The 20327-nt window shown below is 68.3% G+C and carries 19 protein-coding genes; 8 read left to right on the forward strand and 11 right to left on the reverse strand.

Going from position 1 to position 20327, the window contains the following annotated elements; genetic code table 11:
* The 4 genes from VKP62_04760 to VKP62_04775 all read left to right on the forward strand — a co-directional run.
* Positions 1 to 397, forward strand: a 397-nt coding sequence (locus VKP62_04760; GenBank protein MEB3196496.1) for a DUF4351 domain-containing protein, incomplete at its 5' end; no start/stop codon positions are given.
* Between the two features lie 32 nt (positions 398 to 429).
* Positions 430 to 915, forward strand: a complete 486-nt coding sequence (locus VKP62_04765) for a hypothetical protein (GenBank protein ID MEB3196497.1) — start codon at positions 430 to 432, stop codon at positions 913 to 915.
* Positions 912 to 1073 carry a hypothetical protein gene (locus tag VKP62_04770; protein MEB3196498.1) on the forward strand — a complete coding sequence of 54 codons (162 nt, stop codon included), beginning with the start codon at positions 912 to 914 and terminating at the stop codon, positions 1071 to 1073. The genes VKP62_04765 and VKP62_04770 overlap by 4 nt, the downstream gene beginning before the upstream one ends.
* A gap of 641 nt (positions 1074 to 1714) precedes the next feature.
* Positions 1715 to 2929, forward strand: coding sequence for a PLP-dependent aminotransferase family protein (locus VKP62_04775; GenBank protein MEB3196499.1), 1215 nt, complete (start codon positions 1715 to 1717; stop codon positions 2927 to 2929).
* Between the two features lie 82 nt (positions 2930 to 3011).
* Here VKP62_04775 and VKP62_04780 read toward each other — a convergent pair whose 3' ends face one another.
* The 6 genes from VKP62_04780 to VKP62_04805 form a co-directional block, all read right to left on the reverse strand.
* Positions 3012 to 3491, reverse strand: coding sequence for a GNAT family N-acetyltransferase (locus VKP62_04780; GenBank protein ID MEB3196500.1), 480 nt, complete (start codon positions 3489 to 3491; stop codon positions 3012 to 3014).
* Positions 3492 to 3623: 132 nt separating this feature from the next.
* A complete protein-coding gene (locus VKP62_04785) occupies positions 3624 to 4145 on the reverse strand; it encodes a hypothetical protein (GenBank protein ID MEB3196501.1) in 522 nt (173 codons plus the stop codon).
* A gap of 94 nt (positions 4146 to 4239) precedes the next feature.
* Positions 4240 to 4572, reverse strand: coding sequence for a hypothetical protein (locus VKP62_04790; protein MEB3196502.1), 333 nt, complete (start codon positions 4570 to 4572; stop codon positions 4240 to 4242).
* A gap of 41 nt (positions 4573 to 4613) precedes the next feature.
* Positions 4614 to 5909 carry a rhomboid family intramembrane serine protease gene (locus VKP62_04795; GenBank protein ID MEB3196503.1) on the reverse strand — a complete coding sequence of 432 codons (1296 nt, stop codon included), beginning with the start codon at positions 5907 to 5909 and terminating at the stop codon, positions 4614 to 4616.
* Positions 5910 to 6069: 160 nt separating this feature from the next.
* Entirely contained in the window at positions 6070 to 6432 is a 363-nt protein-coding gene (locus VKP62_04800; protein MEB3196504.1) for a hypothetical protein, read from the reverse strand.
* A 147-nt stretch (positions 6433 to 6579) separates the two neighbouring features.
* Positions 6580 to 7188: a hypothetical protein gene (locus VKP62_04805; protein ID MEB3196505.1), complete on the reverse strand. Its 609-nt coding sequence runs from the start codon at positions 7186 to 7188 to the stop codon at positions 6580 to 6582.
* A gap of 91 nt (positions 7189 to 7279) precedes the next feature.
* On the opposite strand from VKP62_04805, the gene VKP62_04810 reads away from it, so the two are divergent.
* Positions 7280 to 8413 (forward strand): hypothetical protein, encoded by a 1134-nt coding sequence (locus tag VKP62_04810; GenBank protein ID MEB3196506.1) that lies wholly within the window; start codon positions 7280 to 7282, stop codon positions 8411 to 8413.
* Positions 8414 to 8420: 7 nt separating this feature from the next.
* Here VKP62_04810 and VKP62_04815 read toward each other — a convergent pair whose 3' ends face one another.
* Genes VKP62_04815 through VKP62_04825 form a run of 3 tightly spaced genes read right to left on the reverse strand, consistent with a single transcriptional unit; the run spans position 8421 to position 11348 of the window.
* Positions 8421 to 9251 carry an MBL fold metallo-hydrolase gene (locus VKP62_04815; GenBank protein MEB3196507.1) on the reverse strand — a complete coding sequence of 277 codons (831 nt, stop codon included), beginning with the start codon at positions 9249 to 9251 and terminating at the stop codon, positions 8421 to 8423.
* Positions 9241 to 10083, reverse strand: coding sequence for an NUDIX hydrolase (locus tag VKP62_04820; protein MEB3196508.1), 843 nt, complete (start codon positions 10081 to 10083; stop codon positions 9241 to 9243). Before VKP62_04820 ends, VKP62_04815 begins: the two co-directional genes overlap by 11 nt.
* Positions 10080 to 11348: a glycosyltransferase gene (locus tag VKP62_04825; GenBank protein MEB3196509.1), complete on the reverse strand. Its 1269-nt coding sequence runs from the start codon at positions 11346 to 11348 to the stop codon at positions 10080 to 10082. Before VKP62_04825 ends, VKP62_04820 begins: the two co-directional genes overlap by 4 nt.
* Before the next feature lie 115 nt (positions 11349 to 11463).
* Here VKP62_04825 and VKP62_04830 point away from each other — a divergent pair, with 115 nt between their 5' ends.
* From VKP62_04830 to VKP62_04840, 3 genes are all read left to right on the forward strand, one after another.
* Positions 11464 to 13020 carry a hypothetical protein gene (locus tag VKP62_04830; GenBank protein MEB3196510.1) on the forward strand — a complete coding sequence of 519 codons (1557 nt, stop codon included), beginning with the start codon at positions 11464 to 11466 and terminating at the stop codon, positions 13018 to 13020.
* Between the two features lie 177 nt (positions 13021 to 13197).
* Positions 13198 to 16101, forward strand: a complete 2904-nt coding sequence (locus VKP62_04835) for a LysM peptidoglycan-binding domain-containing protein (GenBank protein ID MEB3196511.1) — start codon at positions 13198 to 13200, stop codon at positions 16099 to 16101.
* A gap of 133 nt (positions 16102 to 16234) precedes the next feature.
* Positions 16235 to 16720 carry an acyl-CoA thioesterase gene (locus VKP62_04840; GenBank protein ID MEB3196512.1) on the forward strand — a complete coding sequence of 162 codons (486 nt, stop codon included), beginning with the start codon at positions 16235 to 16237 and terminating at the stop codon, positions 16718 to 16720.
* Positions 16721 to 16731: 11 nt separating this feature from the next.
* Here VKP62_04840 and VKP62_04845 read toward each other — a convergent pair whose 3' ends face one another.
* Positions 16732 to 17598: an ABC transporter substrate-binding protein gene (locus VKP62_04845; GenBank protein ID MEB3196513.1), complete on the reverse strand. Its 867-nt coding sequence runs from the start codon at positions 17596 to 17598 to the stop codon at positions 16732 to 16734.
* A complete protein-coding gene (gene alaS, locus VKP62_04850; GenBank protein ID MEB3196514.1) occupies positions 17598 to 20252 on the reverse strand; it encodes an alanine--tRNA ligase in 2655 nt (884 codons plus the stop codon). Before alaS ends, VKP62_04845 begins: the two co-directional genes overlap by 1 nt.
* Between the last annotated feature and the right edge of the window lie 75 nt (positions 20253 to 20327).

The raw sequence follows: 20327 nt of genomic DNA on the forward strand, positions 1-20327 counted from the left end.
CCTGGAGCCGTTGCCGGCGCGGGATCGGATTGGGTACCATGAGATTATGCGGGTGGGGCTGGCGCCCTCGTTCCTCACCCTGGCGGAGGTGGCGATGAGTTTCGAGCAGACGAACTGGTACCAGAGCCTGGTGGCCAACTGGCGGGCTGAGGGTCGTGAAGAGGGCCGTCAGGAGGGCCGCGCCGAAGGCGAGTCTCGTGGCGTGACGGCCGGCCGCAAGAGCGAACTGCTGCGCGTGATCAGCCGCCAGCTGGGGCGTCGCCTCGCCCTACCAGGCCCCGCGGCGCTGGCGCAGATGGAGGCACTTTCGATCGAAACGCTGGAAGACCTCGCGGAGGACCTGCTGGACTTCACCGCGCCGTCGGACCTGGACGCCTGGCTGGCGCGGCGGGGATAAGTCACCGCCCGAACCGAAGTCAGGAGGTGTCTGTGTTTTACCTCAACCTGTTCGCCGCCTTGGAACGCCACGCTGTCGACTATCTTCTCGTTGGTGGCCTGGCGGTGTCGCTTCACGGTATCGAGCGGTCGACCATGGACATCGACATCTGTGTGGCAATGAGTAGAGCCAATCTGGCATCGCTGGTTGCGATGGCTCGCGAACTCGAGATGACGCCCCAACTGCCAGTTCCACTCGACACCCTGACGGATCTCGAGACGCTTCGTGAATGGCACGAAGCCCGCAATCTGGTCGCTTTTGCACTGAAAGCACCGGGGCTGACCGGAGTGACGCTGGATATCCTGCTTTTTCCTCCCATCGCTTTCGAGGAGATGCGCCCCCGCGCGGTGTGCCTTCACGTGGGGGGCACAACCGTGCAACTGGTTGGCATCCGGGACCTGATTTCACTCAAAGAAGCGGTGGGTAGGCCCATTGACCAGGCCGACATCGCCCACCTCCGGAGGATGCACGGCCTGTGACCGAACCCTACAACCGAGGAGACCGGACCTACTTCGTGGATGATGAACGCCTGGCGGCTTTCGGAGCATTGACGCCTGAACAGCGGCTTCGCTGGGTCGAGGAACTGGCTGCATTCCTGCGGCTGGCCAAGGCCAGCCGCTCAGCTCACGGCGAGTAACCTGAGGCGTTAAAGCCCCTGCCTGCTGCAGCTCAGGCACCGAGCGAAGGAGCGGGCCAGCCGATTCCGTTCGATTCGGGCATCATCCACCAGGCCCCGCGGCGCTGGCGCAGATGGAGGCGCTAGTGCCGACGCATCACTCACCTGTGGCCTGCACCAATTGATAAATGCCTTGACTGGGATTCAAGTCGAGAGTCCCTGAGGGCTGAGCCGTTTCGCCATCGATGAAAAATAGGCGCACGTCTGGTGACCCGGTGTGCGCAGCCGCGGCGAAGTTGGCGCCCCCAATGGCCTACCTCAACAAATTGTCGAACACGCCGAGGTTGGCGATGGCCGTGCGGAACTTGTCGATGTCACCGATCTCGCCCTGCGCGCCGACAGTGCTGAGCAGGCTGTTGGCCAGTGTGGGCTTCTTGGCCAGCGCTGTTTCGACCTCCGTGGCGGCTTTCTGGGCGGCTTCAATTCACCTGTTGGTCAGCCCCCTTGCGCGCAGCCACCCAATGAGGCACTCGCCTGCCGGGCCAGCCCGCCGGGGGCTGCAGAACGGCTTCACGCGCCCGGCACCGGGTGTGGTAGGATGAAACGGGGCTCGTTTGAGCGGATCGACGGCGATCGCCGCACGTGGCCCGCGGAGCCCGCGCATGTCGCCTTTCAAGCCTTCCTTCGCCAATCGCACGGCGCACGTCAATCCGTCCGTGATTCGGGAGATCCTCAAGGTGGTCTCCCAGCCTGACATCATCTCGTTCGCGGGGGGCATGCCGGCGCAGGACCTGTTTCCCTTCGCCGAACTGGAGGCGGCGGCCAAGGCGGCCTTCAAGAGCCCGGCTCACGCGCTGAAGGCCTTGCAATACGGCCCTTCGGAAGGCTATCAGCCGTTGCGCGAGGCGATCGCCGCGCAGCTGACGGCCGAGGGCATCGACCTCGCAGGCAACCAGATCCTCATCACGACCGGCTCCCAGCAAGGCATCATGATGGTGGCACACGCCTTCCTCGACCCGGGCGATACCGTCGTGGTGGGCAACCCGACCTTCCTGGGGGCGCTGCAGGCCTTCGGCGGTTTCGAGGCCAAGTTCCTGACCGTGCCGCTGGACGCGGGCGGCATGAAGATGGACGCGTTGGCACGCATTCTGGAACACCACACACCCAAGTTCATCTATGCCATTCCCACCTTCCAGAACCCGACCGGTCTGAGCCTTCAAGACGATCGCCGGGTCGAGCTGTACGAGCTGGCCCGCACCCACGGCGTGCCGGTGCTGGAGGATGACCCTTACGGCGACCTGTACTTCGGGCCCACCCGACCGCGCGCCATCAAGTCGTTCGACCACGAGGGCGGTGTGATTCTGCTGCGCACCTTCTCCAAGGTGCTGGCCCCAGGGTTGCGGGTGGCCTACGCGGTGGTGCCGGATGCGATCATGAACAAGTTGCTGCCGCTGAAGCAGGGCAACGACCTGCACACCTCGGCCTTCGCCCAGATGATGGTGGCCGAGTTCCTGGCCACCGGGCGGCTGGAGGCCCACCTTGCGCACTTGCGCGCGGAGTACGCCCGACGGCGCGATCTCATGCTGGCGGCCATGGACGCGCACTTCCCGGCCTGGTGTCAGTGGACCCGCCCCGAGGGGGGACTGTTCATCTGGGTGACCCTGCCGAACGGGGTGCTCGCCGCGCCCTTGCTGGAGGAAGCGGTCAGTCGCCAGAAGGTGGCCTTCATTCCGGGCAGCGCCTTCTACCCGCACGGCGGCGGTGAGAACACGCTGCGGCTGAACTTCTCGAATGCCTCGGAAGAACAGATTCAGGAAGGCATCAAGCGGCTCGGCGCGGTGATCCGGGCGGCTGCCCCTCAGCTTGAGCGGGTGTGACCGCGGCGCTCCTTCGGGGGCTGACCTGGAGCCTGAAGACAATGGCCGGCTGGTGCCGGTCGTGGCGCAACTGGAGCCGGGCTCAGGATTCCAGCGGCTTGGTCATGGGGACGCGCTCCCCGCTCCCGTAGCCTTCGTAGCCGAGGCGTTCCAGAAAGGCCTGGTCACCCGCGGTGGTACCGGCCGAGGCGGCGATGCGTGGCGCTCCGAGGGCGGTGGCCACGTTCTCGACGGCCTCGACCATGCGACGGGCCACGCCGCCGCCGCGGGCCTCTTCGCGCACGGCCACATGCTGGATGCGCAGGGCGCCGTGGTCCCAGCGGTAGGCGATCGCCCCGACCGGCGCGGAGCGTCCGCCCACGGGAGTCCGGTATGCTGCCAGAAAGGCCAGCCCGCCGGCCATGGCCGCGCGCAGGTCTGCCTCGTCGCGAATACCGGCCGGCATGTGGCGGCGTGAACCCTTGGCCGCTGATTTCAGCAGTTCAATCAGCACCCCGGCGTCCTGACACGTCATCACGGTGATCAGGGAAAGTGGCCGTCCCGTCTTGGCTTGCGCGCGCATGAAGCACCTCCGGACGCAGGGGCAGTGAACCCGATACCATCATTATAGTCCAAATATCTTAAGTCTTGCTTAACCTTTGCTTCCTGAATACAAAAAAGGCGTGACCAGCGGCCACGCCCGATCATTTTCAGGTCACACCCCGACGCCGGCACCCTGTCCGGCCGCCTGGTAGCCCAGCTTGGCCAGCTTTTCCTCGGCGTAGAAGGGCAGCTGAATGGTCTGCTTGGCCTGGGCCTTCTGCTTGTAGACCTCGACCTCGCGCTCGGCCGCCAGCAGGTTCTGCAGCATGACCTCGTAATCGGCCAGCTGGCGGTCAAGTTCTTCGCGGGCCACCTGCAGCTGGCCACGCAGCTGGTCGAGCTCCTGTTGCATCAGGTCGACGTAGCCCTCCTGGTCGGACAGCTTGGCCTGCTGCTCGTCAATCTTCTTGAGCAGAAACTGGATCACATCCTGGGGGTCGGCTTCCAGTCCGCCCTGCTCGTCGCGCGCGTCGACGGCGGGGGCTGGGGCCTCGTCCGTGGTGGGCTTGTCGAGCCAGATCACGGCCGGTTCGCCGCCGGGCGCCGGCGACACCGCCTCCGGTGCGGAAAGGTGCGATGGATGGGCAATCTCGAAATGCCCGCCCTCGGGTGCATGAAATGGTTCCTGGTACATCGATGGCCCCTCCTGATAGGCAGTCACGTCCTGAGCGTAATCCGCGGGGAGACGCCATTCCGCGACCGGGGTCACAACGTAACGTGGATAGCCTTCACGCTTCGTCCGCCGCTTCCGCTCGTTCCACCGCCGGCAGCACCGCCAGGATGGCCTTCATTTCGAGGCTTTCTTCGACTGCGCCCAGCACGCGTTGCAGTTCCAGGTAGCGCGCCTCGGCCAGGTCGCGCGTCTCATAAGACCAGTATCGCACCACGCCGTGGACGTCCCACTCGGGCTCGGCGTAGGTCACCGCCACGTGGAAGCGGTCTTCCCGCAGTTGCTCCACGGCCAGGCCCCAGCGCCGCGCAGGCGATTCCATCCGGTACAGGTAGTACGCCGCCATGTCAGGTTCGCTGTTGCGCGCCACGGTGGTGTCGGTCAGGTCCATGCTTCCTCCTTATCCGCGCCGGCCGCGCGGGTGTTGCCGCCTCAGCCCAGGCCGAGCGCCAGCGGGCGGCCCGAAAATCCTGCCAGTAAGCCCCAGAACACGGCAAGTGCCGCGAGCAGGGGCAAGGTCCACAGGCTCCAGGCCGGCAGCGCCAGTCCAGGTCGGCTGGTCAGCTCCGGGTGCGGCCCCAGCACGTAGGCACTGGCCGCCCCCCCGAGCAGGCCACCCAGGTGGGCCATGTTGTCGATGTTGGGGATGGTGGAGCCCAGAATCATGTTCACTCCCAGGGTGATCAGGGCCACGTCCCGAAAGGCGCGGGTTTGGTGGCGGGGGACCACGCCCCGGAATTGCAGCCCCAGCACCAGCATGGCACCCAGCAGGCCAAACAGCGCCCCGGAGGCGCCCACGCTTGCAGCTTGCGGGTTGAAAAGCACGCTGGCGCTGGCCCCGAGCAGACCCGAGACGCTCCAGACGGCCAGGAATTTGGGCGTGCCCAGCATGCGCTCCAGGGTGGGGCCCAGCACCGCCAGGCTGTAGGCGTTGACGAAGACGTGCAGGATGCCGGCGTGCAGGTAGTTGGCTGCCAACAGGCGCCAGAATTCCCCCTGCTCCACCAGCGGACGCAGCGTGGCGCCGAGTCCGAGCAGCGCCTGAAGGGAGTTGTGCTGCACCGCCAGCCAGAGCAGTTCGGGCGAGGTGGGCAGCGGCAGGTGGGCCGGATGGCGCAACATCAGGGTGAGGGCGGTCGAGCAGACGAACAGGCCCAGGATCACGCCCAGCAGGATCGGACAGGCCGGGGCCGACTGGTTTTCCAGGAAGGCGGAAAAGGAGGGGCGCCCGGCCAGGCTGGCGCGCTCCTCCTCGAGCAGGTCGCCGAGCGAGAGCGACGCCTCCGACAGGCTGGCCTGGATGGCCGCCTCGATCGTCGCAGCGGCATCGCCGGGCAGGGCTTCGGCGTGGCCAGGGTCCACCGAGGGACAGCGCAGGCTTCGCCGGGTCAGGTCCACCAGCCAGACCTGCCAGCCGGCGTCGTCGGCCTCGGCGTCAAACGGGGCAGGCTGGTCCTCGGGCACCACCCCGGTCAGCACCAGCACGCCGCTGGTTGCGCCGGCCCGGCGGGCGTCGTCGCGCCAAACCGGCAGGGCCTCGCGCCAGTTTGACGCAGCCGCCTCGGCCAGGCTGGCCACGGTCACGGCCACGTCGCCGGTGTTGCGGGGCAGATGCCACGTGCGAGGCCCTTCCAGGGGCTGCAGCGGGGCCTGGGCCTGCGGCAAAAACCCGCCGCCTTCCATCAAAGCGACGCCGACGGTCGACTTGAACGCATCGAACGCAGACACGGGGTACCTGGGCCCATTTCCCTCGCGGGCCGCTCAGGACGGGCGTTTTTATTGGACCACGCCGGGGCGCGCTCGCGCCACGTCGGCTGGGGCGACCCGGTGACGAACGACCTCTGCCCGCCGTCTGCCGGACCTTACCGGCAAGCGACGCGAACTCGGTTCAGGCTGCCAGCGCCAGGCGACCCTCGGCGTCGCCGGCCTCGCACCAGAAGGTCGTGCGGCCCTCGCCGCGTGCGAAATAAATTTCGACCTCGGCCAGGCAGAGGGGCCCGCCCTCGCCGACGGCGTACAGACGGTATCGCGTGTAGCCACTGGCGCGCTCGTCATCGAGCACGACCGTGGTCGGCTGCTGAGCCAGCTGCGCCCGCACGTCCTCCCACCGCCAGCGGCCACGGAAGAGCGCGCGGGCGCCCGTCCGCTCGGCGTTGCCCACGTAAGCATAGCAGGGATAACTGGCCATCAGGCGCGCCAGCTCGTCCATGGTCTCGGCCGTGGTGGGAAGGATGGTGGACATCGAACGCATGTGGAACCTCATTGGCGAGAGAAGCCCGTGCGCGGGAAGGTCGATGCTGTGTATCGAACACCCCGTTAACAGCCAAGGCATCTATCGCGGGTCAGGCCCCGGATGTTTCTTAAGTTCAGATTAGACCTGCAAGAAGTTTCGGTGAAGTCAATGCCCGCCGAAATGCTTGCGCAAGGCGGCCAGGGGGTCAGGGGCCTCCGAGACGAAGGCTTGCTCACCGTTGTGGCTTTGCCACAGTGCGACCGCCCGATCGAGCGGGGGGAGGGCATCCAGCAGCAACTGCGTGAAGGCCGCCTCCACCTTGTCGCGCACGGGTGGCATGCGGCGCGCGATTCCGGTGGCCTCCCGGTCGAAGCGCAGGGCCAGCGGTAGCACCTCGGCCAGCGGCTTGTAGCGTCCGGCGGCCTTGCCGCCGGAATGCAGCACCTGCCAGACCGGCACCAGACCTTCGCGCAGCGACGAGAGCGCCTCCTCACCGGCGCACAGCGCCACCAGGTCGATCGGCGCATCAGGCGCCTTGCCGGGATGGAACCAGACCTCCAGCCTCAGCCCGGGCCGATGAAGCTCGCCCGCGCCGCCAGCCCGAAAAGGCCAGCTGGGGGCGGCCAGGCGGAAGGCCCAGCGCGCCTGGCCGTCGACCTCGTCGTGGAACAGGCGGTCGGCCATCACGGGGGCCGTGCCGTGGCTCTTCCGCAGGCTCTGGCTGGCCAGCTCCGCCAGGCGGCCCATCCAGGCCATCGCGTCGTCCTTTTTCATCCGGCTCGTCCTCTCGGTGTCAACCCGCTGAATCTGGATTGGGGACCATGCTACTTTAAGAATCGTCCTGTCGCCCAGAGGAGGGGAGGCCGTGAATTATCGTCAGATCTTCGCGCTGGCCGGGGGGTTCCTCGGGGCCTATGTCCTGATCACCCTGACCAATCGCCCGGAGGCAAAGCCGCGCCCTCGTCCGTCCCTGGTGGCTGAGGCCGCGTCGGTCGCTGCAACAGGGTGGCCCGAGCCTGATAGAGCGCCGGCGGGCAGCACCGCATCGAGTCGGCCCATTGCCTTCACGCAGCGCGCTTGTGGCTATGCGTTGTTGCCGGCCGAGGGCAAGGCGATCGACGCGGACGAGACGCTCGGGCAGATGGCGGCCATGGCCCGGGCCGGGGCGCGCTGGGTGGTGCTGCGCATCGAGCTGGTGCAGCCGCTGGGCAACTCCAGTGAACTGCCGCCTGCGGCCGACGAGGCGGAACGGATCAACGCGCTGCGTCGGGCGATTCAGGCGGCCCGTGAGGCGAACCTGAGCGTCATGCTGCGCCCCATGGTGCGTTGCGAGGACGGCACCCACCGCGAGCGCATCAGCCCCCCTCAGGTCGAGGCTTGGATGGCCAGTTACCAGCGGGCCCTGCGTCCTTATGCGCGGATGGCCGAGGAGGAGCGGGTGGCCCTGTTGGCCGTGGGATCCAACCTGTCGGGCTTTCAGGGCGACGCTTCCTGGATGACGCTGATCAAGGCTCTGCGCCAGGACTTCAGCGGGAACCTGACCTATTGCGCCTCAGCCAATCCGGCCGCCGGGTTCCGTCAGGTGCTCTTCTGGGAGGCGCTCGACTGCGTGGGCATCGACGCGTTCTTCCCGCTCAGCAACGAAGACCATCCTTCGCTGGAAACTCTGGAAGTGGCGTGGCGCACGGTCAGCGAGGATCTGGCGGCCTGGCACAAGCAGAATGGCGAGCGTCCGATCCTGTTCACCGCGCTGGGGTGCCCGCGCCTGCTCGGGGCGGCGGCTGCGCCGGCGGCCTTGAATCTGGATGCCCCGGACGACGAAGCCCTACCGGGCCTGGTGGCGGAGGCCTTCTTCAACGTGGTCGCCAAGCAGCCCTGGCTGCTCGGGGCGCTCTGGCACGCCTGGTCCGGTGGGGGTAAGCGTCAGGCGCCCTACACCGTACAGGGCACGCCAACCGAGGCGGTTCTGAACAAGGGCCTGCGCGACATGGCCATGTGAGGCCTGGTCACTCGGCCCGCGACCATTGGGCCGACGCGTGGGCCAGGGCCCGTCCTTCGCGGGTCAGTTTGCGCAGATGCGCTTCGACCTGGGCACAGGCCACCTCATGGAGGCCCGCTGCCAGTTCGCGGTAGAGCGTGGCCACCAGCGCCGCCGGGGTGGTCGGCGTGGTGTCGAGCAGGTTCAGTACTTGTTGTTCCCGCATGCGCCGGTGCGCCAGGTATTCCGCAATCTTTTCCCCTGCGGCCGCAATCGGATCGCCGTGACCGGGCCAGAGCCAGCGCGGCTGCAGCGCGGCCAACCGTTCCAGCGACTGAACGTAATCGCTCATATCGCCATCCGGCGGCGCCACCACGACGGTGCCTTGTCCCACCACCACATCGCCCGTCAGCAAGCCGCCATCCGAGGGGCGGTAAAAGCAGAGGTGGTCGCTGGCGTGCCCCGGGGTGTGCAGGACCTGCCAGGTTTCGCCGTCCACCATCAGTTCCTCGCCGCCGCTCAGCGGCACCTCCGGGGCGGTGAGCCCGGCAATCGGGAAGCGCGGGCAAGGCACCGGAAAGGCGTGCAGGGGCGCGCCTGTGCGGGCGGCCAGCAGCGGCACGGCCGCCGCATGGTCAGGATGGGCGTGGCTCAGCCAGATCGCCGCTGGACCGCGCGGGCCGCAGGCCGCCAGGATGCGGGCCAGGTGCTCGTCGTCGGCGGGCCCCGGATCCAGCACGGCCACCGCCTCGTCGCCGAGGAGCCAGGTATTGGTGCCGGGGCCGGTCATTCGGCCGGGATTGGGCGCGAGCAGGCAGCGCACCCCAGGCGCCACCTGGCGCAGGCGCTCAGAGCACACTCGGGTCGAACTCCGGCAGCGGCTCGTCCGCGGCTTCCTCGTAACCTGGGTCACCCGGCAGCAGGCTCACGACCTGGCCCTCCCGGGCGACGATGCGCGGCAGGATGGTGGGCACCGGGCGGTCGGCGTAGGCGCGCAGCACCGCCTCGGCCGTATCGAAGGCGCTGAGCGCTTGCAGGGCCCGGTGGGTGGGCAGCACGATCGTCATGGTGCCAGCCTCCCGTGCGGCGATCGCCGCCTGCGGGGTGATCCAGACGCCGGCTTCCACCTCCTGGTCATCCGTCAGCGGCACCTGGTCCGAAGGCGCCAGGGCCACGAAGAAGCGGGTCGAGAAGCGCTTGGGGACTCCCACGGGGGTGATCCAGTGGGCAAAGTAGGCCAGTGCGTTCGCATCGAAGCGCCAGTCCTCGGCCACCACCACCTCGCGCCAGCTGGTCTGGCGCGCCAGCAGGGCCCGCCGATGGGCCTGCCAGCGCGTCCGGCTGCGGGCGTCAGAAGTCTCGCCCGGTGGGGGAGCGTCCGCGCGTGCCTGGCGGCTCAGCAGGATGCCAGCCTCTTCGAAGGTCTCCCGTACCGCGGCTACCACGTGGGCCCCTGCCTGGTCGGCGGGCAAGTTCAGGCGAATGGCCCAGCTGGACGCATCGCGGCCGTGCAGGCGATCGCACATGGCCGGTTCGCCGTCCTCAGGGTCGACGGCGCCACCCGGAAAGACGTAGGCACCGCCCATGAAGTCGCTGCGCAGGACGCGCCGCACCATGTAAACTTCCAGCCCGGCTGCCCCGTCGCGCAGCAGCAGCACGGTGGCGGAAGCGCGGATCGGGCGAGCGCTCATGCCAGGTCTTCGGCTTGTTCGGCGGGCTCAGGCGCCTCCGAAGCATTCCCCGCGGCCACCCCCGAATCTGCCCCTTCGACGGGGCCTGGTTCAGCCTGGAGGCGGGCGGGGGGGCCGCCGGGTAGCTGGCTGAGCGCGATGTCGATCAGTTCCTCGATGGCGCGGTCGTTCTTGGCCCGGCGCAGGTTGCGCTGCGTTTGGGCATACAGTTCGGCGTTGTCCATGTAGCGGCTGACCAGGGCCGTCAGGGTCTGGTCCTTGGAAATGGCCTGGCCCAGGTTTTGACGAACGACCAGCTCCAGATTGCCGGCCTCCTGAAGCATCGGCACGCTGGTGGCGTCGATCAGCATGGGCAGCTCCTTGGCGATCGCCTCGGCAATCGTCCCGGGACCGGGCTTGCCGACCATGATGTCGGCGGCATCCATCAGCATGTGCATCTGGTCCGTGAAGCCCAGCACCTTGATCGGGATGTCGGCCTTGGCCGCGAGGGCCTCGCAGCGCACGCGCAAGCTCTCGTTGCGGCCACAAACCGCAATCACCTGCACCGGCAGGCCGCTGGTGGCCAGCTCCCGCGCGAAGTCATGGGTGGCGCTGACCGCCACACCGCCCATAGAAATCAGCACGGTGAAGCGGGTCGGGTCGAGCCCAAAGGCCTGTCGCGCCTCGAACTTGGGCACCTTGGCCAGGAACTTCTGATTCACCGGGAGCCCCGAGAGAACCCGAATCTTGGCCTCGGGCACGCCGTATTCGACCAGCTGTTCCTTGGCCTGCGGGTGCAGGGCGATCGTCAGGTCGGCATCGCGGTTGGCCCAGTTGCGCAGGAAGCCCTTGGTCAGGTCGGTGCACCAGATGACGTAAGGCACCTTTTTGCCCCACTCGCGCTCCTTTTGCTTCAGCGTCTCGATCGCGGCGTGGTTGACCACGGCAAAGACCGAGATGATCATATCGGGGCGCACCGCGTCCATGGTCTTGGCCAGGTTGCGGGCCGCTTTCGGCATGAGGGGCATGACCACCTTTTCGACGTTCAGGCGATTCAGCACGCGCATCCCCATGTTGGAGTACGAGGGCTTGATCTTGAGCAGGTGGTTGTACATGTCCATCATGTGGGACACGCGCTGGCTGCCCGTTGCGGCCCGCACGGGCATCAGTACCACCTCGAAGGAGCCGGGGTACATGCTCCCCAGGGCGCTCTCGATGGCCTTGGCCGCGGCGTAATGGCCTCCGCCCGCGGTCTCGTAGATCACCATGATTTTTTTCTTTTGCACGGAACACCTCATTCAGGTGGGCACGCGGCGCGCCGTGTCATTCTATCAGGTCGCGCGCCGCACCGCGTGACACCGATTGCTGCCCAGCCACCGGAACACCCTCTAAGCTCGTTTCATGCACGCCCCACCCACGCTCGAGGTTGAACGCGCCCGCGCCCTGGCCGCCCAGGTTCGCAGTGCCTATGATGCCGCGGTGGCCGGTGGCTGGCGCACGGAACTGCGGGTGCGGTTGCTCGATCAGACCCTGCTGGCGGTTGGCGCCTACCTGGTCGAGGCACCCGAGGACGCGAACGGCCTGGTGTACCACGCCCTGCTGCTCGACCTGCTGGCGCCGGTGGCTGCCGAGGACCTGGCGCGCATGGAGGCTGAGCTGTTGCGCTGTGCCCGGGTTTCGGCCACCCTCTGTCTGAGCAAGGAAAAGCAGCGTGGCAAGGCCCAGTCGCTGCTCAAGCGGCTCGACCTGGTGCAAAATCCGCAGCTTCAGATCCGGGAGCGCCTGCTGCACGCGCTGTCGCTGCGCACCCGAGACCTGCCTCCCGCGGCACGTCAACCGGGCCACGCCTGGTTCCCGGCTTACGTGCTGCTGCGCCGCGCCACCCGCCTGCTGGCAGGGTTGCCGCTGGCGGAGCCTGATACATCAGAGGCCGAGCGCGTGCTGGCCCAGCTCGCGGCGCTCGGGGAGGCTCTGGACGCCGGCGACCTGCGTGAGCAGGCAAACCAGTTCGCTCTCCTCCGCGCGCTGCACGGGCTCGAGGGGGCCGCCATGCCCCCGGAGATCAGCGACGCGTGCCTGCGGGGGCTGCAGGGCCTGCCGAGCGTGGATGAGCCGGAAGATCGCGCGACGCGGGACGCCGTGTTCCAGTTGCTGGTACAGCTGGAGGGGTACCGGAGTTCCGTGGCGGAGGCGGCCGCTCTGCTGCATCTGCTTGGCCAGGTGCCGGCCATGGTCCGCAAAATGGTCGCCCTGCCCGAGGGCGAGCGAGATGCCGCCGTGTTCACTCTGCGTCATCGCCTGGCCGCCCCCGACGCGATCGACCTGGAGGCGCAGCTGGAGAAGCCACTTGCCGCGCTCGCCAGGCTCACGCAGCGGCGCGATGCCGCCTTTGCCCGGCTGGCGCGCGCGGAGGCCCAAACGCCGGCCGAAGCGGCGATCGCCTCGGACCACAAGGTGGAGCTTGCCGCCCTTCGCACCCGCTGGCGCCGCATCGGGCTGCTGCGGGACGCGCTCTTGAGCACCAACCTGACCCACGCGACGCCCGAGGCGCAGGCGCGGGTCGAGGCGGACTGTGCCGCGCTGGAAGGCCTGGCGGCCGACCCCACGGGAGGCGAGGATGCCTTCCTGGCGCAGTTGACCGAGGTACGTCGACGCCTGGAGGCTCCCGTGGCGGCGGAACGCTCCTGGCATCGTCTGGCCTCCGAATGTCTGAAGCTGATGTCTCACGAGGAGGCTTCCTTCACGGATGTGCCCGTGGCGGGCCAGGCGCTCCGCCGCGCGTCGAACGCCAAGGCCCGGGTGCTGATCGAGCGCCTGTTGCTGGCAGGCCTCAGCCCCGATCACGAGGCAGCCTGGCTGCCCTGCCTGGCCCGCTTGCAGGCCGCCCTGCAGGGCGAGCCCGAGGCGATGCCGCTGCCCCAGGTCGTGGGCGAACTGATGACCCTGCCGCTGGCCTGAACGGGTTGCCCGCGCCTTGTCAGCAGGCGGATGGGCCTGGGGCTCCATTCGGATGATGCCTCAGCGCCTCGTTTACGTTCGATGGGCCCGGGTAAGTTACTGACAAGTAAGGGCTGTACAACAGAAGGTTATCTCGTCCTGAAGCCTGTCCCAAGGCTTGTGTCAGGAGCCGAGTTGGTGGACACCACAGCCCGCTGCGAGGGAGCCCCGCGCATGGACAACCGCATCACCCCCCGCCCCGCCCTGGGTGCCGTTCCGCTTCCGGGTACCCTGCCCCCAGGCTCTCAGGCGGCTGCCAGGCCGGAGCCGGGCGCGCGCCTGAACACTCAGGACGCCTTCAACGCCAGCGCTGCCTCCCGCACGCCTCCCGCGACCAGCGCGACGCCGCCTGTACCGGCTGCCGCCGCACCGCGCGCCGACCAGAGCGTCTCGATCGATCCGGCAAAGTGGGCTGAAGTGCCGATCGAAGCCGTCAGTCTGACGCTGGCCGACGCCAAGCTGGAGGGTCTGACCGAAGCCGAGGCCCAGACCGTCTCCCGGGCGCTGGAGCGCGTTCGCGAGATCGGACAGGCGATCGGCCGCGGTGAGGCGCCCGGTGCCTTCCAGGCCGAGCTGTTCGCGCTGAAACATACCCTGGCCGATCCCGGCAAGGCCGGCAACATGCCGCTGGCGACGGCGGGGGCTCAGATCATCGCGCAGGCGGAGGCGTTCAAGGCCACTGCGGCGATGACTATCAAGGAGGGCGAGGCGGCCCTGGCCACGTCGTCCGACCCGGCGGCGCTGGCGCGCGAAGGCGTGGCCCTGACGGCGCGCTATCGGGTAATGGTCCAGCTGGAGCGGGCCCTGTTCGATGCGAACCTGAGCGGCTTGTCGCCCGAGGCGCAGCAGCAGGCGCTGGAACAGCTTGGCGCCCTGCGGGAGACCGCCACCGGTCTGGCGCAGGGTTCGTTGGAGCCGCTGGCGGCGGACGTGCGCGTTTCGGAAGCGGCGGAGCGCTTGCGGGCGATCGCCCCGCAGGCGACTGCTGCCGCGGCCCCCGCGCCGACCCAGCGTGCTCAGGATGCGGTGCAGCAAGGCAAGCGGCAACTTCAGCAAAAGCTGGCGGCGCTGGATGAGAAGCTGTTCAAGGGCGCCTCGCCGGAAACCATTGCCCGCGAGCGGGCCAGCCTCCTGAACACGGCAGAGGCGCTGGTGACCCTGGGAGACACGCTGGCGAGCACCCGGCCACCCTTCTCCGGCCCCGCGCGGGCCGAGTACCAGAAGGCCGTCGAACGGGTTGCCTCGCTGGCCGAAGCCCTGGGCAGCGGCCAGGCACCCGCTGAACTGCGCAGCACCCTGTTCGTGACCGCCCAGAGCCTGCGCGATCCGGTCGGTAGCCTGGTCAATCCCGCCATCCAGGCGGCCGCCGGTGCCATCCAGGTGATCGGGCAGAAGGAAATGGATCTGGAAATGGCGCGCACCGCCTTGTTCGAGGCTGCGGCCCGTGATCCGCAGGCCACCCAAGATGCCCTCGGTCAGTTGCACCGTCGCCTGGAGGATCTGGAATCGATGCGTCAGACCCTCGAGTCGGTCGACTACGCCGCATTGCGGGCCGACCAGGCGCCGCAGGTGAGCACGCTGATCGGGCGGATGCAGGCGATCGCCGAGCGCGTTGCCAGTGGGGAGGTGCAGCCGGCCGAACGGGCCGAATTCGAGTCTCTGGGCAAGCAACTGCGTGAGCTGACCCGCCCCGCCGCCGCACCTCCCGCGCCGGTGCTGCCGCCCCCGGCCACCGCCGCCGCGCCTCTCGCGCCGGTGTTGCCGCCGCTGGTCGTGCCCGCGCCTGCCACCGCGGCCGTGCCGATTCCACAGCCGCCGGCTGGGCCGGCGCCCGCTGCTCCCGTGAACTACACGGTCAAGAAGGGGGATTACCTGAGCAAGATAGCCCGTGAGAAACTCGGTGACGCCAACCGCTGGAAGGAAATCGTCGCGCTGAACCAGGACAAGTATCCCAGCCTGAAAACCAACCCGGACCTGATTCAGCCGAACTGGGTGCTCAAGATGCCAGGCAAACAGGAGACCGCCCGCCCAGCGGCCGCCCCTACGGCGCCCGCTGCCCCGACTCTGCCTGCCCCGAACGCCCCAGGCCAAGCGCCCACCAGCGCGGCGCCTTCCGCTCCGAGCGCGCCGGTTCCATCCGCGCCGACCACGCAGCCTCAGACGCCCGCCGGCCCCGTGCCTTCCGCGGTGGCACAGGTGCCCAGCACCCCGGTTCAGCCTGCCGCGAGCGCACCGCCCCAGTCCGCGCCGACCACGCAGCCCCAGACGCCCGCCGGTCCCGTGCCGCCCGCGGTCGCACAGGTGCCCAGCACCCCGGTGGCGCCTGCCCCTCCTGCTCCCGGAGTCGGAAACGAGGCGGCGGCTGCGCCAGTCGAAGGGGGAGCACGTCCGGCTGTCCCCAGCCCGGCCCCCGCTCGGCCACTATCCGCCGAGGACCGGGCGCGGGCCGACCTGGACCGCTTCCTGGCCGTTCCCGACAACCGGAAGCCAGACACGCTTCGGCGCGCGGTCGTGCGTGAACCCGCCATCTTCCAGGTCGCGTCACCCGAGCAGAAGGCCCGGGTGCTGGCCATGCTGGTCGAGGGCCTGACCCTCAAGGCAGACCGCTCGGGGGCGGCCGCGATCGTCGACATGGCATTGGAACGCAATGAATTGCCAGCCGTGCTGCAAGCTGCCGAGCGCCAGGGGCAGCTGGCCCATATCCTCAACGACATGGGAGATGAGGCCGAAGGGCGGAACCTCTCGGCCGCGCTGATCAACACGGGGGTCTATCGCGAGGAATTCGTCTGGCGAGCCTTCGATGATGACGCCGTGCGGGGTTTGCTGGTCGAACTCGGCTTCCAGGCGCCCATGATTGGCTCCAGTGAGGCGCTCAGTGCCCTGTCCGAAGAGGCCCGGCACCACATGGTCAAGCAGCTTACCAGTGGCTACATGAGCGTGGACGAGCTGGATATGGCCCGCTGGCTCAACGCGCACAACCAGAACCCGGTCGTACTCCCGGAATTCAACGCCGGGATCGACGCGTCGACCTCGGGGGGCTAGCGTTCCACACCGGGTAACTCTGCCTTCCGCCGCCTTCCTCACCAAGCCGGCGGTCCCTCCGTTCGCGTCTCGGCGCGCGCGGGGTGCTACAATCTGACGGGCGCGGCAGGGTTCGCGCCCATCGGAGGTCGAGATGCCACTGACAGGGAAAGCGCCCCGGGAATCCCGGGTTGAAATGGCCGAACATGTGCTGCCCAACGACACCAATCCACACGGCACGATCTTCGGCGGGCGGGTCATGGCGCTCGTCGACCTGGCGGCCACCATCGCCGCCTCGCGCCACGCGCGGCGCGCCGTCGTGACGGCCTCGATCGACGAACTGCACTTCCTGGCGCCGGTCAAGCTGGGGCACATCGTGCTGCTGGAGGCGCAGGTCAACGAGGCGTTCAAGACGTCGATGGAAATCGGCGTGACGGTCATGTCGGAGAACCCGATCACCGGTGAGCGTCGCATGACCACCACGGCCTTTGCCACGTTCGTGGCGCTGGACGACCTCGGCCGTCCCGCGGCGGTTCCCCCTCTGCTTCCCGAGACGGAGGAGGAAGTGGCCCGCCAGGAAGCCGCCCGCGAACGCCGCGAGCTGCGCATGCAGCGCCGCAAGGTGGCCCAGGAGGCCTGAGGCCGAGGACCTCAGCGGGCCGGGGCGGCGATCGCCTCGCCCTGAATGGCGTCCCAGAGATGGTGCGTCTTGAGCAGGCGGCGGTGCGCGCCGTGATGTTTGAGGGCGGCCAGCTCGGCATCCAGCGCGGCCAGCAGTTGCTTGCTGGAACTGCGTACGGCCATGCCGTAGGGGCGCGGCAGGATCGGGCGGCCCACCAGGCGGAAGCCACGCGGCTGGCGCGCCAGCCAGGCCTGCACCATGGCCGACTCCAGCACCACCGCCTCGGCCCGCTTCTCGCGCAAGGCATTGAAGGGCCCATCGGTATCAGGGCATTCCACCAGCTTGGCCGGCGGTTTGAGGCGGGAAGCCACCGCCATGCCCACGGAGCCTGTCGTCACGGCCACTTGCCGGCCTGCCAGGTCGGCCAGGGTGTACAGGCCACGCACCTCTTCCCGCGTCACGATGGCTTGCGAGGCCAGGTAATAGGGGCGGGTGAAGCGCATGCCTCCACCGCTGCGGATTTCCTGAGCGTTCAACACCACGTCGATTTGCCCTTCGACGAGGGCTTGGGGCAGCACTCGCCAAGCGGTGGGAAGGAAAGTGATCTTCAGGCCGAGACGGCGGCCGAGCGCGCGGGCCAGATCCGCTTCGAATCCGACGGGCTCGGAGGCCGCATCCGGACGGGCAAAGTAGGGCAGGCCGGAGGTCGGGTCTGCCCCCACCCGCAGCGCGCCCGCCTTGCGAATGTCAGGCAAGTCGCGCAGGTTCTCGGTCGGGCCGGCCGCCGCCTGGCTGACGGACATCACGAAAGCCCCGGTCACCAGGACCGGTATGGCCAGGAGACGCGCGATCAGGGTTTGGCCCGGCAACCAGGCGCGCAGGCGGGTAAGCGCCATCACGTCCCGACCCGGCTCCGCGTTCCACGCAACAGGGCGGGGAAATCCGCCAACGCGGACGCGATGGCGGTGGCATCACCCCCGCCGCCCTGCGCGAAGTTGGCCTTGCCGCTGCCGCGGCCGCCGATGCGTTGCATGAAGGCCCCCAGCACCTCACCGGCGCTCACGCTGGCCGTGCGATCATCCGACACGGCGGCCACCGCGGAGACCTTCCCCCCCGCCACGCCAGCCAGCAGCACCAGGCCGCTACCCAGATTCGTCAGCAGGCTCTGAGCGGCCGTGCGCAGCGCGTCACCGCCCACGTCCGAAAGTTCCGCGGCCACGCAGGGCAGGCCATCCACCTCGACGCGCGAGGCCAGCAGCGCGGTGGCCTTGGCGGCGGCCAGCTCCCCGCGCAGCTGCGTGACCTGTTTTTCGCTGGCTTTGAGGGCGTCTTGCAGCTTGTCGAGGCGCTCCGGCAGTTCGGCCGGGGCGGCCTTCAGGCGATCGCCCAGCGCCGCCACCGCCTGCGCGATGCCGCGCACGTACTGGTAAGCCGCCAGCCCCGCCACCGCCTCGACGCGCCGCACGCCGGCCGCGATGCCGCTCTCGCTGGTGATCTTGAACAGGCCGATGTCACCTGAGGCGCGCACATGGGTGCCGCCGCACAGTTCCTTGGAGAAGTCGCCCACTGTCAGCACCCGCACGGCGTCGCCGTATTTCTCGTCGAAGAGCGCCATGGCGCCGCTTTCACGCGCCTGCTCGAAGCCCATCACCTCGGTTTCCACCGCGAGGTTGCGCAGGACCTCCTCGTTCACGCGGGCCTCGATCGCCGCCAGTTCCTGCGCCGTGACGGCGCGCGGATGCGCAAAGTCGAAGCGCAGCGCAGTCGGCCCGACCAGGGAGCCGGCCTGGGTGACGTGGCTGCCGAGCACCTCGCGCAGGGCGGCGTGCAAGAGGTGGGTGGCGGTGTGGTGGCGACGGATATGCCAGCGGCGATCTTCGTCGACCAGCGCCACCACCGAATCACCGACTTGCAGGCCATGGCCTGCGTCAAGCACGTGGACGATCGCCCCCTGACGCTTCTGCGTGTCCTGCACGGGCAAGGCGCGCACGCCGCCCGTCAGGTGGTCCGTGTGGTGGGCGAAGGAGAGTTCCGGGCCGGTCGGCAGCGTCGAACCGGCCAGCAGCACGCCGGTGTCGCCCACCTGCCCGCCGCTCTCGGCGTAGAAGGGGGTGCGGTTCAGCACCACGCCCTCCTTGCCGCCTGCTAGCGGGACGATCGCCGCGACGGTGTCGGTTTCGCGCGTAGAACTGTAACCCAGGAATTCCGAGGCAACGCCCAGTTCGGAATCAGCCGTGAAGGTGATGCCGGCCTTCTCGCGGGCGGAGCGGGCGCGCTCGCGCTGTTCTTCCATTGCCGCTTCGAAACCTTCCGCATCGACGCTGATGCCCTTTTCTCCGGCCAGCTCGATCGTCAACTCCAGCGGGAATCCGTAGGTGTCGTAGAGTTCAAAGGCGGTGCGGCCATCGAGCTGGGTCTTGCCCGCCAGCGCTCCCAAGGCCTCGTCCAGCAGGGCCATGCCGCGATCGATGGTCTGTCCGAAACGGCGTTCCTCCTCGGCCAGCGTGTCGACGATGTGGCTCTGCTTCTCGATCAGTTCGCCGTAGAAGTCGCCATAGAGGTCCACCACCATGGGCACCAGGGTGTGCAGGAAGCTGCCCGGAATGCCCAGCAGACGACCGTGCCGGTAGGCGCGCCGGATGATGCGGCGCAGCACGTAGCCGCGTCCCTCGTTGGAGGGCACCACGCCATCGGCAATCAGGAAGGTCGAGGCGCGCAGGTGGTCGGTCATCAGCTTGAGCGAGACGTCACTGGCGGCATCGCGGCGGTAGGGCACGCCGGCCAGCCGGGCGATCGCCTCCAGCAACGGGAAGAGCATGTCGGTTTCGAAATTGTTCGACACGCCCTGCATGACGGCCGAAATGCGCTCCAAGCCCATGCCGGTGTCGATGTTCTTGGCCGGCAGCGGCGTCAGGTTGCCGGCCTCATCCCGGTTGAACTCCATAAAGACCAGGTTCCAGACTTCCAGGAAGCGGTTGTCGTCTTCTCCGAGCCGCGCGTTCGGGTTGCCGTTGCCGTGTTCCACGCCCAGGTCGACGTAAATCTCCGAGCAGGGCCCGCACGGTCCGGTCGGCCCGGCGGCCCAGAAATTGTCCGCCTCGTCCATCCGAACGATGCGGTCGGCCGGCACCCCCACGACCTCGTGCCAGATGCGAAAGGCCTCGTCGTCGGTGCGGAAGATCGAGACCCACAGACGCTCGCGGGGGATGCCCATTGTGACCGTCAGAAACTCCCAGGCCCAGGGAATCACCTCACCCTTGAAGTAGTCGCCGAAGGAGAAGTTGCCGAGCATCTGGAAGAAGGTGTGGTGGCGCGCCGTGCGTCCCACGTTGTCGAGGTCGGTCGTGCGGAAGCACTTCTGCACCGTGGTGACACGTGTCTGCGTCGGCTTCTCGGCGCCCATGAAGATGGGTTTGAACTGGAGCATGCCCGCGGTCGTCAGCAGCACGGTGGGATCGCGGCGCGGCACCAGGCTGGAGCTGGGCATGTGGACGTGGCCACGGGCCTGGAAAAAGTCGATGTAAGCCTGGCGGATCGCTTTGAAGCTCAGGGGTTGCACGGGAAACCTCACGGGAACGGGACAGCGGCCGCACGGGCACGCACCGTCCTCATTTTATCAGACCAG

The sequence above is a fragment of the Candidatus Sericytochromatia bacterium genome, from assembly GCA_035285325.1.
In the GTDB taxonomy this organism is placed as follows: Bacteria; Cyanobacteriota; Sericytochromatia; order S15B-MN24; family JAQBPE01; genus JAYKJB01.

Excerpts from the sequence above, each read along its gene's own strand:
- VKP62_04775 (MEB3196499.1), top strand. The coding sequence starts at position 1,715 with ATGTCGCCTTTCAAGCCTTCCTTCGCCAATCGCACGGCGCACGTCAAT.
- VKP62_04780 (MEB3196500.1), bottom strand. The coding sequence starts at position 3,491 with ATGCGCGCGCAAGCCAAGACGGGACGGCCACTTTCCCTGATCACCGTG.
- VKP62_04785 (MEB3196501.1), bottom strand. The coding sequence starts at position 4,145 with ATGTACCAGGAACCATTTCATGCACCCGAGGGCGGGCATTTCGAGATT.
- VKP62_04790 (MEB3196502.1), bottom strand. The coding sequence starts at position 4,572 with ATGGACCTGACCGACACCACCGTGGCGCGCAACAGCGAACCTGACATG.
- VKP62_04800 (MEB3196504.1), bottom strand. The coding sequence starts at position 6,432 with ATGCGTTCGATGTCCACCATCCTTCCCACCACGGCCGAGACCATGGAC.
- VKP62_04805 (MEB3196505.1), bottom strand. The coding sequence starts at position 7,188 with ATGAAAAAGGACGACGCGATGGCCTGGATGGGCCGCCTGGCGGAGCTG.
- VKP62_04820 (MEB3196508.1), bottom strand. The coding sequence starts at position 10,083 with ATGAGCGCTCGCCCGATCCGCGCTTCCGCCACCGTGCTGCTGCTGCGC.
- VKP62_04830 (MEB3196510.1), top strand. The coding sequence starts at position 11,464 with ATGCACGCCCCACCCACGCTCGAGGTTGAACGCGCCCGCGCCCTGGCC.
- VKP62_04840 (MEB3196512.1), top strand. The coding sequence starts at position 16,235 with ATGCCACTGACAGGGAAAGCGCCCCGGGAATCCCGGGTTGAAATGGCC.
- VKP62_04845 (MEB3196513.1), bottom strand. The coding sequence starts at position 17,598 with ATGGCGCTTACCCGCCTGCGCGCCTGGTTGCCGGGCCAAACCCTGATC.